This window comes from Sphingobacterium tabacisoli, assembly GCF_017908035.1.
Classification (GTDB): Bacteria; Bacteroidota; Bacteroidia; order Sphingobacteriales; family Sphingobacteriaceae; genus Sphingobacterium; species Sphingobacterium tabacisoli.
This window is the reverse complement of record NZ_JAEQMU010000006.1, coordinates 183,027-198,721: the sequence shown is the minus strand read 5'-3', so window position 1 is coordinate 198,721 and position 15,695 is coordinate 183,027. Positions and strand designations below refer to the sequence as shown.

Here is a 15,695-nt window from a genome sequence, read left to right as displayed (position 1 = left end):
TGGTTAGCAGAATAATACTCTTGTGAATTTAGTCGAATTTATCCTTTAAAAAAAATATATTTTTTTCTGAACCGGATAGTGAGTTTATCGATCTCGTGCGTATACATTATAAAGACTGGCCAAAAAGAAGCTTATATGATAGACCAAAAAATAAAAAATTTATTGGAAAAACACCTTTCAGATGGATTGACTGGAGCAGAAAGGGAAGAGCTGATGGCTATGCTGGATGACCTGCCGGATGAAGAGGTTGTGAAACTATTGAATGGTATCGAAACGCCGGACTTGTATATTCCGGAGATCCCGGAAGAGAAGATTTCGCACCGTCTGGATCGGATCCGGGATAAACTGTTCGAAAGGGATCAAGTAATAACGCTGAAGGAACGTCGTACGGGATCTGTGTGGAAAGGTGTATCGAAGATCGCGGTAGCTGCCTGTCTATGTGTTGCCCTGGGATGGGGCTTATATCAGTGGAAGTGGACGGATAAGAAGGAGGATCTGATGGTGATGGAGCATAGGGATGTAGATCCGGCAGAGCCAATGGCACTGATTACTCTGGCTACAGGAGAGACCATACGGGTGGATTCGGCCGAGGTAGGACTGATATATAGTAAAAATGGACTAAATGTCTATAAAAATGAAGATGGACAGATTATCTACAAAGACAGTAGCGAGACGGAGAGTACGCCAAGTTATCTGACTATACATACGCCAAAGGGTGGATTTACAGAACTGAGACTGGAGGATGGGACCTTGGTAAAGCTGAATGCGGCTTCGTCTATACGGTATCCGAGTAGTTTTAGATCGGATAAGCGGGATGTATTTGTCGAGGGTGAGGCTTTCTTTGAGGTGGAGCCCGATAAGGAAAGGCCTTTTAGGGTACATTCCCAAAAGCAGGTGATTGAAGTGTTGGGGACATCATTCAACTTGGTATCCCGAGAAAAATATGCGAAGACGACACTGATAGAAGGACGGGTAAAAATTGTGGCTGATGGAAACGATTATTACCTGAAACCGGGACAACAGGCACTGGTAGCGGATAAGGTAGAGATTACTGATGTCCAGACAGCTAATTCGCTAGCCTGGAAGAACAAAGAGTTTGTATTTGACAATAGTTCTTTTAAGGAAATCCTACGGGAGGTGGAAAACTGGTATGATGTGCAGATGGTGTTTTATGATGCAGATATAGAGAATGTACAGCTGTCGGGAACGGTCTCCAGGAATGTGAAATTGTCCGAACTATTAAAAGTACTAGAAATGAATACTAATTATAAATTTGAAATTAGAGAAAGGAGGGTTCTTGTAAAACGATACTAGATGCGCTGATAAAACAATACTGGAGGTGTTCCAGCACCCCCAGTAGCCGGTTTAAAAACGATGAATGACTAATTACAAAATTTTTTAACCAGTACAAATATAAGGAATGTATACATAACTCCCTATAAATGTGCTTAAATCACAATTATGAAAAAACGAAAAGTGATGGTGTCCGCCTATGAATCCGAAGGTAGGCAATGGACCATGTTCGCTCTAAGTTATCCTACACTTTTAGCAATGAAATTAACTACAATACTTGTGCTCTTGTTTTGTATCCAGGCCTCTGCTAGCAGTTTTGGACAACAGGTGACACTCCATCTCAAAAAACAGCGGCTCCAGGTAGCTCTGAATGAAATTCAGAAGCAGACAGGCTATAGTTTCTTGATGAATTCGAGCCATTTTAACAATGCCAAACCGGTGACAATCGAAGCCAACAAGGTGGGGATAAGAACGGTGCTTGACGAAATATTTGCGGATCAGCCATTTAACTATATCATATCCGATAAGATTATCACGGTAAATCCAGCCTCGCTGAGAGATGAAGAGGGGAAGCAAACGGAAGTGAGAGGTAGAGTCGTAGATATTGATGGTAAAGGTATAGCAGGGGTTACAGTAGCTATGGCGAATGGTGGTAGAGCAACAAATACAGATGGTGAAGGAAAGTTCTCTATTGCTGTGGATAGAGACGTGAATCTACGATTTTCACTTATAGGACACAGAACAGTTAATAAAGTCGCCGTTAATGGAATGGTTGTAACTATGGTCCTAGATGATAAGGACATTGATGAAGTGATTGTAACGGGCTTCCAAAAAGTTGATAAGAGTAAGTTTACCGGGTCAGTAAGTCAAGTGGATAAGAAGAATATAGACCGATCAGGGGCGTTAGATGTATCTAGGATGTTGCAAGGAGCAGCTGCAGGGGTAGCTGTACAAAATACATCAGGTACATTTGGTGCTACTCCAAAAATTCGGATCCGTGGTAACTCATCTATTTCGGCCAACCAAGAGCCACTTTATGTGATCAATGGGGTTGTAATAACATCTCCGTCTAATGTTTCTGTAAACCAACTATATAGCGGTGATCCTGCTTCGGTACTAGGATCGGCAATAGCAGGATTGAATGCACAGGATATAGAAGATATACAGATTTTGAAAGATGGAGCAGCTACAGCATTATATGGTACACGTGCGGCCAATGGGGTTATTTCCATTACCACAAAAAAAGGATCCGTCAACTCAAGAAATGTGAATCTAAGTACGGCTTGGTCTGTCGGGGTGAAACCTAGCGTGTCACAGTTTAACTTAATGAATTCGGCACAGGAGATGAAGATGTATAAGGAAATGTATGATCGCGGTTATTTGTCAAATGCGAACTGGCCTAATTTTACAGGAGCATTCACGGAGACGTATAAGCAGTTGGCATTAAGGAATTTAACATTGGATGAGGCGTATTCGGAGTTAAATAGATCTGCTAAAGCGAATACGGACTGGTTCGATGTGCTATTTCGTAATAATTTGATTCAAGAACATAGTCTATCTTTTTCGGGTGGTGGAGATAAGCATACTTATTATGTATCAGGAAGTATGGCGGATGATGATGGACAAGCTATTGGATTTGGAACAAAACGGTATACGACTGATATGCGAACGATCTTTAATATCACCCCTAGGTTTGATTTAGATATCAATCTGAATTGGAACACCCGTTCGCAAAGGACACCAGGGACAAATGAATCAAAAACATTGGCTACAAGCAACTATTTTGAGGTGACACGTGAATTTGAGATTAATCCGTTTCTCTATGCTATGCAAACAAGTAGAGCTATGTATCCTTATAACTCAGATGGTTCCTATAAATACTATACGGAAAATCTTGCCCCTTTTAATATCGTTGAAGAACTGGCAGAGAACTTTAATGATATTAAAGCACAGGAAGTACGGGCGATCGTGAAACCTACGTTTAAAATAACAAAAAATTTAATCTACAGTGGAACATTTGCCGTTCGTAAGAATGTGAATAAGATAAGTCATATTGCAACAGAGCGGTCCAATATGGCTAATGCCTATAGAGTAGATTATAATGATGTCTTAAGGGATCAGAATTCATTACTTTATCAGGATCCAAATGATCCTTATGCGTACAAAGAGACCATTTTGCCAGAAGGGGGATTTCGTTATTTATGGGATAATACACAGTCTTTTTGGAGTGTTCGGAATCAACTGGCTTATAACCAAACTATAGGTCTACATAAAATTGATGTATTGGTTGGTGGTGAAATTGAAAAAACGTATGTGGATAGAGTTTATACGAAAGCTTACGGATACATGTATTATGGAGGTAAGATAGCTGCTCCTTCAAGATTGGCCATGGCTTACGCGATAAACAAAAATGATCCAACCTATGTGGAGCAATTTCAGGATAGAAGGAATGTGGGGTTCTATGCTAATATACAGTATACATTTAATGACCGGTATAATGTTGATATCTCTGGTCGGCAAGATGGTAGCAATATGTTTGGTCGCATGCAAAGAACCAAGTTCCTACCAAACTACGGAGTGGGATTTTCGTGGAACATAGATCGTGAAGGTTTTTTTGAAGCGATTAATACCAACAGAACGATTGACTATTTAAAATTTAGAGTGAGTCATGCATTGCGCGGTAATAGTTTTGAAACATCACCGATGCTAGATGCCAACTATTTTAACCTTCCGAGATTGGATGCAACAAATAATGCTAAGGGTATCAATGTACTGGCTCCTGAATTACACAATCTGGCTTGGGAAAAAGATTATACCACAAATTTTGGACTGGATGTCTCTTTGTTTAATCGCTTGACATTAGCTGCGGAGTATTATCACAGAAAGAATAAAGATTTGGTCGTTGCATTTAATGTGGCGCAAGAAGATGGGTTTACAACAAAGAGAATCAATTTTGGATCAATGACCAATAAAGGTTTTGATATTACACTGGGGTATCGTAATTTATTGAATAAAAGGGATTTTCATTGGGATGTTAACCTGATTTATGGCTATGTGAAGAATCAGCTTTTAGATGGAGAATTGCAGTCGGCATTATTATCCCAGATTACGAACCCATTGGGATATCCTTTGACGGGCTACCCGTTGGAGTCACTGTATGGATTTAACTATTCGAGATTGAACTCGGAAGGACGGCCAGTATTTAATGGATCAAATGGTGAGGTGAATGGTATTGTCTCAACGTCGAGAGACCGCTCTTTAATAACTTATCTCGGATCCAGACAGCCACTGGGCACAGGTTCTATTTCTAACTCTTTCCAATATAGAGGAGTAGAGCTACGTGTGTTTTTAACTTATTCGCATGGTCATAAGGTATTTACAAGCCCTATTGCTACACGTGTGTACGATGATTCAGGTTCGAAATCAGGAGACTTGAATTATAGATGGCAGACGATTGGCGATGAACAGCACACAAATATTCCTGGAATGCTAAGTACTATTCAGCGTATATATCTAGGAACAGTGAGCAATATGGACGAGACTGCCTATAACAGATCTGATTTTCGTGCCGCTGATGCAAGTAATTTAAGGATTAGCGAAATTTTGTTGGCATATGATTTAGGAAAAAATGTGTTCCAGCGTTTCCCTTTTGTTAAAAATGCAAGATTGATGTTGTCAGCGAATAATATTTATTATTGGTCTAGTGGTAGATTGAGAGGAGTAGATCCAGACCTGTACCTTTCTGGTGGAACGGCTTTACCAAACCCAAAATCATACACGATGCGTTTAACATTTGGCTTTTAGGAGGAATAAAGATGAAATATTTAAATAGAATTATAGTATTAGTAGTCGCACTAAGCTTCCTTGGTTCTTGTGAGAAGTTTTTGGATGCCGCCTACGACAATAGGGTGGAAATAGACGATAATGAGAGTGTTGATCTGCTGATAATAAATGCGTATCCAGCGCGTGCGGATCTCTTTACAGAGATCATGACGGATAATCTACATCACTATGCATCGACTATGCAAGCGAGTAATGGAGCTACTTACATTCCTATATATAAATGGGAAGATGAGTATTCGGACGCGATAACTACCGCAACGCCAACATATGCATACTCACATTATTATAAAAAGGTTTATGAGGCAAATTTAGCCTTAGAGGCGTTAGAGACAACAAAAGGGGATAAGGTGCATGCAATGGCGCTAAAAGGTGAAGCTTTATTGTTGCGTGCGTACAATTATTTTGCACTGGTAAACTTGTTTTCTCTGCACTATGATGAAGCCAATAATGATAAAAATTTAGGTGTACCCTTGATCTTGGAGGTGCCTAAAGACAATAGAGGGCTATATAACAGAGCAACAGTAAAAGAGGTGTATGCACAAATAGATAAAGATGTGGAAGAAGGATTGGCATTGATGAAACAGGGGATCTCATTTGTTCCCCGCAGTCCCTATCGGTTTAATCTGGCCAGCGCTTATGCTTTTTTATCACGGATAAATTTATATAAAGGCAAGTGGGAAGAAGCAGCTAAATATGCCGATCTCGTAGTCGCAGAAAAGGGCGTAATTGTCCGTAAGATGAGTGAGGATGTGTGGCGTAAATCGAATACAGATGAAAAATTCTGGGCGCAGGAAATTATGAATCCAAGTATTCATCCGAATTTATTACTAGTCAATCAGGTGACATCGATTTTCCTGTGTCGTCCATTTGGATATCGATTGGGAGGGTTCTACGTGGCGCACAATATGTTTTATACAACGCCTTCTACTGACTATAGATGGGCCCACTTCAGCTCAGGTGGTACGGTAATCGATAGTGTAGCACTGCCTGTGAAGTATGGAAACCAACCCAATAATCCGAATGCAGTTCAGGTGAGGTATGATTGCTTTACTATGGAAGAGGTATTATTGAATCGAGCGGAGGCAAACTTAAAGAAAGCAGCTCCAGATATTGCCAAAGCAATGGCGGATATAGAAGCAATTCGCAAAGAACGTTTCAGTACTGCTAACTATAGAGCATTGGCTACACCAGCCACGGTAACGGCTGCACTGGATGTGGTGATGAAAGAACGGAAATTGGAGTTGATAGGACAAGGGTATAGGTGGTATGATATAAAACGTTTAGGTATCGAGATAGAACATCGGATGATACGAACCGATGGTAAGACTGCAATCATCTTAAAGCCAAACGATTTGCGGACAGCAATACAGATACCGGTTCAGGCGCGAGTAGGTAATCCATTATTGGAAAATCAATTGAACCCTAGATAGAAACAATTATGAAAAAGCTTATTTATTTAATAACTGTGCTTATCCTTCTTGTAGGATGTAAAAAAGATAATTATCCATTGGGAGAGGTTGATGAGACGGTGGATTATTTTTCTAAAAAGGAGGTGAAGCCTAAGTCCCAATGGAATGAATTAGATTATCTATGTGATTCTATTCAAAAAGCATATGGAGTAGAGATTATCTATGAGTATACTCCTCGAATCATTGCAGGTTCCACATTTTTTATGCCCCCACAGTATGATAAAGCACTACCTTATACTAAGGTAATGTTGAACAAGATTTGGCTTAAGCCTCTTAAGGAAAATTTCCCTGTGTTTTTCAAAGGAGAAACTCCTATTGAGTTTATTTTGGCAGGAGGATATGTGCATTTTAACGATCCAACTACTACTGCTACTGCTGCTGGTGCGGGAATGAATGGACAGTTTTATCGACTTGGAATGGGAGGTGTGAATAACTTTTCGACGGGCAAAACTTGGCTTAAGGATCACATCGTCACATTGTACCACGAACATGCCCATCAGATAGATCATAAATACGGTCGAGGATATCTGTTTGATAGAGTCTCGCAAGGAAAATATTATGGACTGACGGGATATTCGTCAAAAACTGAAGCGCAGGCACAGGCAGATGGATTCTGGAAGGGCTATGGAGGCTATGCTCCTGAAGAGGATTTTGCAACCAATGTAGAATATATGGTAAGGTATTCAGAGTCTTGGATTAAAGATAAGATTACAGTCAGTAAAAGTCAGGATCTAGAAAAGAAGTATAAGATGGTGCATCAAAAGTATATGGATATGGGGGTGGATTTACATAAACTTCATCTTATGGTGGACTCGGTGGTGAATAAGGTTAATTATTAAAAATGATGATCATGAAGAAAGTATTCTATAATTTAATTATTGTAGCAAGCCTCTTGATGCTGATAACTTCTTGTGAAAAGGATAATATCAGTAATGGCTATTTTGACGCTAATCTAGAAAGACAGGAAAAGGTGGCACAAGAAGCTAAGAAAGTGCTAGCTTCGTCCGAAACGGGCTGGGTCATGATGGCTAAAGTCGGTTTAAATTCGGAGGTATATACACCAATTGTGCTGAAATTCGATACGGTTAAAAATCGCGTCTTTGTCAAGACAGTATATGGAGAAACGGCTGAAACAGAATCCTTTTTTAGGATAACGAATGGTACCGGTGCTCCACAGTTGATCTTTACCTCGGGATCGATAATGTCCACCTTATACCGAATAGGTACACAGGCATCGGACATCACAGACCATATGTATAACATTGTAGGTGTGTCTGCTGATACTGTTGCGATACAGTGTTACCGTAGTGGTAAGGTCTATGCAAAAGAAGGAGGGGTTATTTACAAAATGTTTAAGCGGCCTAAGGATTGGAAGTGGGCAGACGGGGAAATTTATTTTGACATGTCATCGCCAGGTTTTACTCAAAATGTAGCAGGAGTATCTGGTAATATGAAAATTGAATATATTAATAACCCAAGTAAAAATAAAACCTTCGAAACTATTTGGAGTACAGTTGCTCCCACAAATCTAGCAACGATGCAAAATGGATTCCCGTTTCAGATAAGTCGTAATATTGGAACTGGTGGGTTTAAAAATCCATATTATTTTTATCTTAAGTTTCCTTATACAACAACTACCAACTACGATGTTTCGCCTGCTATGTCAAATAATGTCATGAGTTTTTATCCTCAATCAGGATATACCTCTAATCTTACTTATATGAATTATTTCATAAATACTTATAATATACATTACTTGACATGTAAAAGTGTAATCCGTACAGGTAATAATGTGAAAATGGAATTTGAAGCGTACGATGTTAAAGGTAATGTATCTGTAAAAGCTCAGTATGATAATTTAAAATGATTTGTTTAGTTTAAAAAAGTGTTGTGTGAAGGGCCTGATGATCCGTTGTCAGGCCCGTTTTTTTAAAAATATGCGAATACCCTTAGTATTATTTGTAGTTATTTTTTTTCAGGCATGTGGTTTTAAACGAGAGGATGGGAAGAAAAACCAAGAGGTGAATATACAGTTGACAGGATTGCCGGTAGATTCTTGTTCTTTTCGGATAAACCACATTATCACTGGTAAAGAGGTGTTTAATAAGGAGAACGTAGATCTTTCTAAACCCATTAGGATTCCTGGACTGGAAGATGATATGTATATAGCGGTCTTTTCGTGGCCTAGAACGCTGATCTCCCATCAAGTATTTCGAAGTAGGGGTTTTGATAAAGAAGATGATTATGACCTATTTCAATTGACCAAGCCATTATACATCGATCATAAAAATGGATCTACTTATCATATTGAAGTGGTTAATGAGGTGAGTATTGAAGAATTAGAACGTAAAGGAGCATCGACACTACAGTTTAAAAATATTGCATGCAAAGAGTGTGATCTAGCAGATCGTTATTGGGACACATTTAGTGAGTTCTTTGACAGGAAGGAAAGGCTGATAGATAGTGCCAAGCAGGTATATTACAGTTATATCGATGCTAATGATCTCCAGAAAGGGAATAAAGCATTTTTAGATTTGGAGGAGATTAAAAATCACTTCGCGAAGGATGAGCTGCTGGATACACGTATACAGGAACTTGTTGCCGCTAATCCGGAAAGTAATGTTTCTACGTTCTTTCTTTTTTACCAACTTTATAATCATCGTGAGTTTCAGAAATTGGAGAATACTTTTAAGCTACTGAAAGGGAAAGGACAGGATAGTAAATATTATAAAATGGTAAAAAAACAATATGATGAATTGTAGAGTGTAGTATTCCTGAGGCCTGCCAGTTGGTGCAGGAGGCTGGGAGTGATGGGTAAAGGGGAGAGGTTTTCGTTTTTGATATGGGGCTGGTACAGCTGATTAAAATACTAGGGTATGGTCGAAAGTAGTCTGGAAGGGAATTGTTTTTAGATAAAACGGTATGGGTTTTTTGGGATAAAGATGTTGCTTTGGGTATCTTTGGGTCTCAAAAATATAAAAGAATGAAGAATGTACTGGTCGGCGTTTTGTTGAATGTGTGTTCTGTGGGGATGGTCTTCTCCCAGACTGTGGTTGGTCGTGTATTTCTGGATGCGAACCAAAACGGTATTTATGATAAATCGGAACGTTTGTTGAAATCGATACCGGTGTCAAATGGGGAATTGGTGGTGCAGACGGACAGGAAGGGGGGCTTTGAATTGGCAGTCAAGCCGGGACAATCTGTATTTCCGATTGTACCTACAGGCTATGCGCTAGCCAGATCGGAAAGTAAAATTGGAAATACCCACTTTTTGTATGTGGATACGATGGTGGCTACAGGGGATACCATCTCTTTTGATCTGCCTTTGTCCCGAGAAATACAATCGAACCGTTTTCGTATAGGTGCGATAGGAGATGTACAGGTGGATACGGAAGAGGAGCTTGGATATGCGGCCAAATCAGTACTGACGGAGTTGGCGCAACGTAGAGATGTACAGTTTAATATCCTGCTGGGCGACCTGGTAAATGATAAGATGCCACTGATGCCAGGGGTGAGAGCGGTTTTGGATAAGACAGATGTGTCCTACTGGACGGTCTTGGGCAATCACGATAGAAACACGGGCAGTGCGCAGCTGAATGATGTGTTTAATCGTGAATTGGGGGCAGATACGTATGCGTTTAACTACGGTGGAGTGCATTTTGTGATGCTCAACAATGTTTTTGCTACTGGAAGTAAGAGCTATGAGGGCAGGGTGTCTGTGGAGCAACTCGCTTTTTTAGAGGCAGACCTGAAACTGGTACCGAAAAATACTACTATTGTATTGAGTCAACATATTCCAATGGCACATACGCACAATCAAAAGGAGGTATTGGCTTTGTTAAAGGATTATCAAAAGGTCTTGATATTGACAGGGCATACACATACGGTAAATCGTTATTTCTTTAAGCAGGATAATATACATGAACTGGGGGCCGGAGCTACATGTGGAAATTGGTGGCGAGGGGAGAAAGATATGGACGGGGTGCCACATGCGCTGATGCAGTGCGGTACGCCACGGGGCTATTTTACGGTTGATTTTCAGCAGGGGGATTATCAGATCAGTTATAAAGGGATAGGAATGGATGAGAAGCACCAGATGGATTTAATAGTCGATACGACGGGTTTGGTGCTGAATGTATTTGGAGGTAGTGAGAAGACAAAGGTAGAACTGCAGATCGATGATTCGCAATGGATGCCTATGCAACAGCAGAAACGTGTAGCACCCTCGGTGCAGGTGATCCGGGATAAGAATCAGGAAAAAATCTATCCAACGCAGGGGAATACACGAAATCCGCTAGGGACAAGGGTATCGTCGCATATTTGGGGATTAGAACTTCCTGAAGCTTATAAAGGTAAAATAGTCAAGGTAAAGATACGTGCAAAGGATAATTTTGGCTTTTCTGTGGAGCAGGAGTTTATTACTGAACTCTGATGCCGTGATTCGAATCGAAGTAAAAAGCCCTTGTAATTGATCAATTACAAGGGCTTTTTTATAAAAGGAAAGAATGCTATGGTATATCGTAACGGTATACCTTGATACTGCCATCTACGACGGTAGCTAAGAATGGTATTCCATCCTCCGAAATGCGAAGGGTGAGTTTGTCGCCGTTGACAGAGCTGATACTCTTGGCAGGAGCCCAGTTCTGCGTGTTCTTATCAAAAGTCGTCACCTTGATACCGTTATCATCACCGTAAGCAAAATATAGCGTTCCATTTGGATGGAGGGCGATGGCTATATTGTCTCGCTGTGCTCCCCCAGCGGCTGTATGACTGATTTCCGCTCCTATCTGTCTCCAGCTATTGCCTTCATACTTCATCACATAAGATTTTTTGTCTGTATTGGCCTGAGATTGGAAAACGAGATATACTTCGCCTGCTTCGGACGCTTCGATATCCATAAGGTTTGCGCCAACGATGCTCGGGCTTGGTGAAATGAGTGCTGTACCTACTCGCTCCCAGCCTAGGTTCCCATCATTTAATCTATAGACCGTTGGTTTACGTGTTGTGCTAATGCCATCCATTACTGCATAGTATACTTTATTATCGCGTCCTTTTCGGATACGGGTATATAGCGTGGCTGGAGAAGCATCTATCGCACGGTATTGCCAATCTTTGTTAATGAAAAATGCCGATTGTGGCGATCTATTGGCCGCTCCCGATTCGGCTCGTGCCGCCGCATAAGCTAATATTGGGATGTTATTAGCATTCGTTTCGATGTGCAGATAATTCACACGGTGTGCATTTCCTTGTGGCTTATTTAGATAGCTCCACTTTTCATTTTCATATTTTTGGGTCGAAGCATATTGTACGGAATCACCGACCGTCTGATAATCTTTGTAGGTCGCATAGATAATACCATTATTATCTATGGCAATAGCAGGTACATCCACACGGCCGGCAGATATGCCATCGTTAGGGCCTAAAATATTCCATTGACTTCCGTCAAATTGAGACACTACAGCTTTACGGCTACCATCACCATCAGAAGTATGTCTGCTAAAGATTATAGCGGGTTGATTATTCGTAGGGTTTAACGCCATGCGGATTTCGCCGACTTTAAAGTCTTTGATAGCACCTAACGGCATTTCTAGCCACTCTGGAGCAGTCAAACGGCCAATGTTCACTACGAATTTTTCAGGCTCTGTAGTTTCAGCATCCGTCACTTCGTAAGTGACTTCCTGTGTGAAATCATTGGCCGACTGTTGGCTGTTTTGTGGTACACCATTGACTTTTACCACAGCGCCATCAGTCGTTTTGTACCGTGCTACAAGACGGGTAATATCGGCGTCGACCGGAAGGTCTACCTGGATATTAAGTCCGTCAAATTTAGCGATGTAGTCGCGGAAAAGAATGTTTTCATTGTCTGCGGCATAAAAGCCAAAAGATACAATGGCGGCGTTGCGTAGCGCAATCACCTGCATGAAGCCCATGTCATTGGGACTAGCGATCCGATAATCGAGCGTATCACTCATATTGACGAGGCTGACGCCGCTTTCCTGTACTTTGTCATTTAAGTATACAATAGCCTGTTCGCTACTGCTGCTGAAACTGGGCTTGGCCTGGTTGATATTGACAGAGTTGGGAACACGGATATAGACCATCTTTCCTTCGATAACACCGTGGACCGTCTCCTGAAGTCCGGGATGTGAGGCGGGCTCTAGTCGGTAACTGCTAAAGTTAACCTGGCCGTCATAGCCAATTTCATACTTTTTACACCCCAGTAGACCGAGTGTAAATAGGCTTAATAGAAATAGATATTTTGCTTTCATAATTTATTTCTTTGTTTCTGTTTGAATAGCAGGGCTGAGTATAGCGCGTACTGTTTTGCCCTGTAAGATTAATGATTGTACAGCTGTACTGATGGTATCAGCTGTGATTTTTTCTAACATTTCACTATACTGTGTGAAATAAGACCAGTCTTTGTAACCATTGTAAAGATGGTTGCGCAGTTCTGCGCTCCAAAAGGTTTCTTTATCTTTTTGCTTGTCGTAGGTCAGGATTAACTGCCTTTTGATGTTTTCTAACTCTTGGGCGAAATAGGCCGGATTGCTTGCTATATGTTGTATCTCCTGATCGACTTGTTGCATAAGGAACTGGCTACGCAGGGGCGCACAGGTGAAGGCTATCCGGGTGCGGAACAGAGCAGATGGTATAGCGGTCGAACTGGTATTAACAGACACGCCGTATACGCCCGAATGTTTTTCACGTAGGTTTTCACGAAGTTTGACTTTGAGTATCTCCTGTAATAATTCATAAACCAAAATCTGTGGATAATCATGTTCAATAGCTGTGTTTTGATAGATCATATTGACCGTAGCTTTGTCCGTGTCACCGGCAGTCATTCTGATGTCTGCATTTTCACCCTCAGAAAGGGCTTTTGGTGTGCTTTCCTGTGCCAATTGAGCTTGATTAGGTAAGCCTCCTAAGTAAGTCAGGATATAAGGAGTGATACTGTCCAGCTGAAAATCGCCTACTAGGACAAAGTCGAACCCGGCTGCTGAAGCAAAACGTTTTTGAAATACGGGAACGAGCGCATCGTATCGTAGTTCCTGCTGTAAGCGCGTCTCGTCATAGTTGTCTTCTTCGCTGTCTGCACCGATTTTTTGAGCAATGAGCTTATTGTAATCTAAGCTCGGACTGTGGCTCTGTTTTTTTAATGTTTCGATAGTCTTGCGTTTGTGCATGTCAAAGACATCACGGTCTACACGGGGCTGTGTCCATTTGAGATAGAGCAATTCGAACATGGTTTTCAGATCCTTGCTGTTGGCATTGGCGGCCACGCCTTCGCGGTATTTGGACCAGACTAGCATAGCTGTAGCGCTATTGCCAAGTAAATACTTGGAGAGGGCACGCCGCGAAAAATCACCTGCACCGCTTGCGGCAATAATGTCTTTGCTGAATAAGGCATTGATATAATCACTGCTGTCAATGACACTGAAACCTCCCCGTCTGAAACCGGTGAGCTGCACATGGTTTTTACGGTTGCTGCTCTGTTTGAGGTATACCGTAGTCTGATTGGAAAGTGTCCATTGGTAAACATCGATCTCGGGAATGTATCTCTTTTCCACTATATTACCCGCTACTGGTGTCTGGGATAATAATTTGCCCGGAATACTGATTTCGTCATGCCAGACGGGAATCTGTAATCGGTTGATGCTGTCGGACCAGTTACGGAGTTTCTGCTCAGTAGGAAACCTCGACTTGACCCGATCGGGCCCTGTGAGCATGATAACCGTATTGCCTTGTATAGCTTGGTCTTTAATAGATTGAAGTAATACCGTGGAATCAATCCGTTGCTGAAGGTGAAAAAGGATATCACTTCGTTTGCTACGGTCCATCAGTGTATGACCTTCGTAAAAATCATCTTTCATCCAGCCAAGTAAGGTTACTGGTGAAAGGTGGCTGGAATTGTTTTTACTCCGTTCATACTGGGCAATATATTCTTTACGGTAATCGTCAATCTCTGCTTGGGTAAAACCATGTTGGCGTATCCTTGCCTGCTCGTAGAGGTATTGCTTGATGCCAGAATGTATAGCATCCTCATAGAGAGAGGCTCCGCCCAATGCTACTGCGATGCCGGGCATAAAAGAAGTGCTACTCATGGATCCTGAACGAAAGTCGCTGTTTTGCTGTTGTAGGCGCTCAAAACGTTTTTTGCTGAGACCATTGACAAAACTCTGTAACTGCTGTTGGTAGATTTTGGACTCTTGGTTGATCGCTGTCAATGCAGGTAGCTTGGTGATATAAGCAAAGTCTACTTCGCTTTCTTCTTTATCCGTGGCTATGCTATATAGGGTATCGGCATGTGGAGGTAAGCTATAAAGATCACGCTTTGGCGCTTTTTTAGGGTTACGGGCCGAACCAAATTGCTTTTTGACATATTGTTCTACCTGTTTGACATCCTGATTGGAAACAATAGCAACAGCCATTAATTCTGGGCGGTACCAATCGCTATAAAAGCGCTTGATGGTCGGGTGTGCAAAATGTTGTAACACATCCAATGTACCTATGGGCTGACGCTGTGCATACCTAGAGTTGTAGAACACCAGAGGCAGGTACTGTTCGGACAATCGGGCAGCTGCCCCCTGCTTGGTCCGCCATTCTTCAATAATGACGCCCCGCTCCCGTTCGATTTCTAAACTATCGAAGCTGAGCTCGAAAGCCCAGTCGGCAACGATGTCGACTGCTTTGTGCAGTTGTTCAGGATGTTCGGTATTGACATCGATTTTATACACCGTCTGATCATAGCTGGTATAAGCATTGAGGTCGGCGCCAAATTTGACACCTAATGACTCGAGGTAGGTGATGACTTCATTCTTAGGGTAGTTTTTGCTCCCATTGAAGGCCATATGTTCTACAAAATGCGCGAGACCACGTTGCTCCTCGCTCTCTTGGAGAGAGCCTGCTTTGACAAAGAGCTGTATGCTACTCTGTTTGCTCCCTGTAGTATTGGGGTAGATATAATAAGTAAAACCGTTTTTTAAACGTCCCTTTACCAGTTTAGGGTCCTGCTCGAGTTTCTGCCCGAAAAGTGGGGCATTGGGAAGAAGGCCTAAAAGCAGTAAAAAGACGGTGATGGTATTGCGCATG

General features: G+C 41.6%; 9 protein-coding genes. 7 read left to right on the top strand and 2 right to left on the bottom strand.

The features are described from left to right. Nucleotides 1–135 precede the first annotated feature (135 nt). From JKG64_RS19570 to JKG64_RS19540, 7 genes are all read left to right on the top strand, one after another. Complete coding sequence (locus JKG64_RS19570) at nt 136–1,314, top strand: FecR family protein (RefSeq protein WP_210355959.1); 1,179 nt, start codon at nt 136–138, stop codon at nt 1,312–1,314. 147 nt (nt 1,315–1,461) lie between these two features. Beyond that, nucleotides 1,462–5,097 carry a SusC/RagA family TonB-linked outer membrane protein gene (locus JKG64_RS19565; protein ID WP_210355958.1) on the top strand — a complete coding sequence of 1,212 codons (3,636 nt, stop codon included), beginning with the start codon at nt 1,462–1,464 and terminating at the stop codon, nt 5,095–5,097. An 11-nt stretch (nt 5,098–5,108) separates the two neighbouring features. Further along, nucleotides 5,109–6,566, top strand: a complete 1,458-nt coding sequence (locus JKG64_RS19560; protein ID WP_210355957.1) for a RagB/SusD family nutrient uptake outer membrane protein — start codon at nt 5,109–5,111, stop codon at nt 6,564–6,566. Nucleotides 6,567–6,574: 8 nt separating this feature from the next. After that, the gene (locus JKG64_RS19555; protein ID WP_210355956.1) at nt 6,575–7,444 is read left to right on the top strand and encodes a putative zinc-binding metallopeptidase; all 870 of its coding nucleotides are present in this window, start codon (nt 6,575–6,577) and stop codon (nt 7,442–7,444) included. An 11-nt stretch (nt 7,445–7,455) separates the two neighbouring features. After that, a complete protein-coding gene (locus JKG64_RS19550; RefSeq protein WP_210355955.1) occupies nt 7,456–8,472 on the top strand; it encodes a DUF4302 domain-containing protein in 1,017 nt (338 codons plus the stop codon). Between the two features lie 70 nt (nt 8,473–8,542). Then, nucleotides 8,543–9,367, top strand: coding sequence for a hypothetical protein (locus JKG64_RS19545; protein ID WP_210355954.1), 825 nt, complete (start codon nt 8,543–8,545; stop codon nt 9,365–9,367). A gap of 221 nt (nt 9,368–9,588) precedes the next feature. After that, nucleotides 9,589–11,037: a calcineurin-like phosphoesterase C-terminal domain-containing protein gene (locus JKG64_RS19540; RefSeq protein ID WP_210355953.1), complete on the top strand. Its 1,449-nt coding sequence runs from the start codon at nt 9,589–9,591 to the stop codon at nt 11,035–11,037. Between the two features lie 76 nt (nt 11,038–11,113). Here the strand turns inward: JKG64_RS19540 and JKG64_RS19535 are convergent, their stop codons facing one another. Then, on the bottom strand, nt 11,114–12,874 hold the full coding sequence (locus JKG64_RS19535) for a hypothetical protein (protein ID WP_210355952.1): 1,761 nt from the start codon (nt 12,872–12,874) through the stop codon (nt 11,114–11,116). A 3-nt stretch (nt 12,875–12,877) separates the two neighbouring features. Further along, nucleotides 12,878–15,694 carry a M16 family metallopeptidase gene (locus tag JKG64_RS19530; protein ID WP_210355951.1) on the bottom strand — a complete coding sequence of 939 codons (2,817 nt, stop codon included), beginning with the start codon at nt 15,692–15,694 and terminating at the stop codon, nt 12,878–12,880. Nucleotide 15,695: the final 1 nt, after the last annotated feature.

What these genes read in the sequence shown, in the direction of transcription:
- JKG64_RS19570 (WP_210355959.1), top strand. Translation starts at nt 136, where the DNA reads ATGATAGACCAAAAAATAAAAAATTTATTGGAAAAACACCTTTCAGAT.
- JKG64_RS19565 (WP_210355958.1), top strand. Translation starts at nt 1,462, where the DNA reads ATGAAAAAACGAAAAGTGATGGTGTCCGCCTATGAATCCGAAGGTAGG.
- JKG64_RS19560 (WP_210355957.1), top strand. Translation starts at nt 5,109, where the DNA reads ATGAAATATTTAAATAGAATTATAGTATTAGTAGTCGCACTAAGCTTC.
- JKG64_RS19555 (WP_210355956.1), top strand. Translation starts at nt 6,575, where the DNA reads ATGAAAAAGCTTATTTATTTAATAACTGTGCTTATCCTTCTTGTAGGA.
- JKG64_RS19550 (WP_210355955.1), top strand. Translation starts at nt 7,456, where the DNA reads ATGAAGAAAGTATTCTATAATTTAATTATTGTAGCAAGCCTCTTGATG.
- JKG64_RS19545 (WP_210355954.1), top strand. Translation starts at nt 8,543, where the DNA reads ATGCGAATACCCTTAGTATTATTTGTAGTTATTTTTTTTCAGGCATGT.
- JKG64_RS19540 (WP_210355953.1), top strand. Translation starts at nt 9,589, where the DNA reads ATGAAGAATGTACTGGTCGGCGTTTTGTTGAATGTGTGTTCTGTGGGG.
- JKG64_RS19535 (WP_210355952.1), bottom strand. Translation starts at nt 12,874, where the DNA reads ATGAAAGCAAAATATCTATTTCTATTAAGCCTATTTACACTCGGTCTA.
- JKG64_RS19530 (WP_210355951.1), bottom strand. Translation starts at nt 15,694, where the DNA reads ATGCGCAATACCATCACCGTCTTTTTACTGCTTTTAGGCCTTCTTCCC.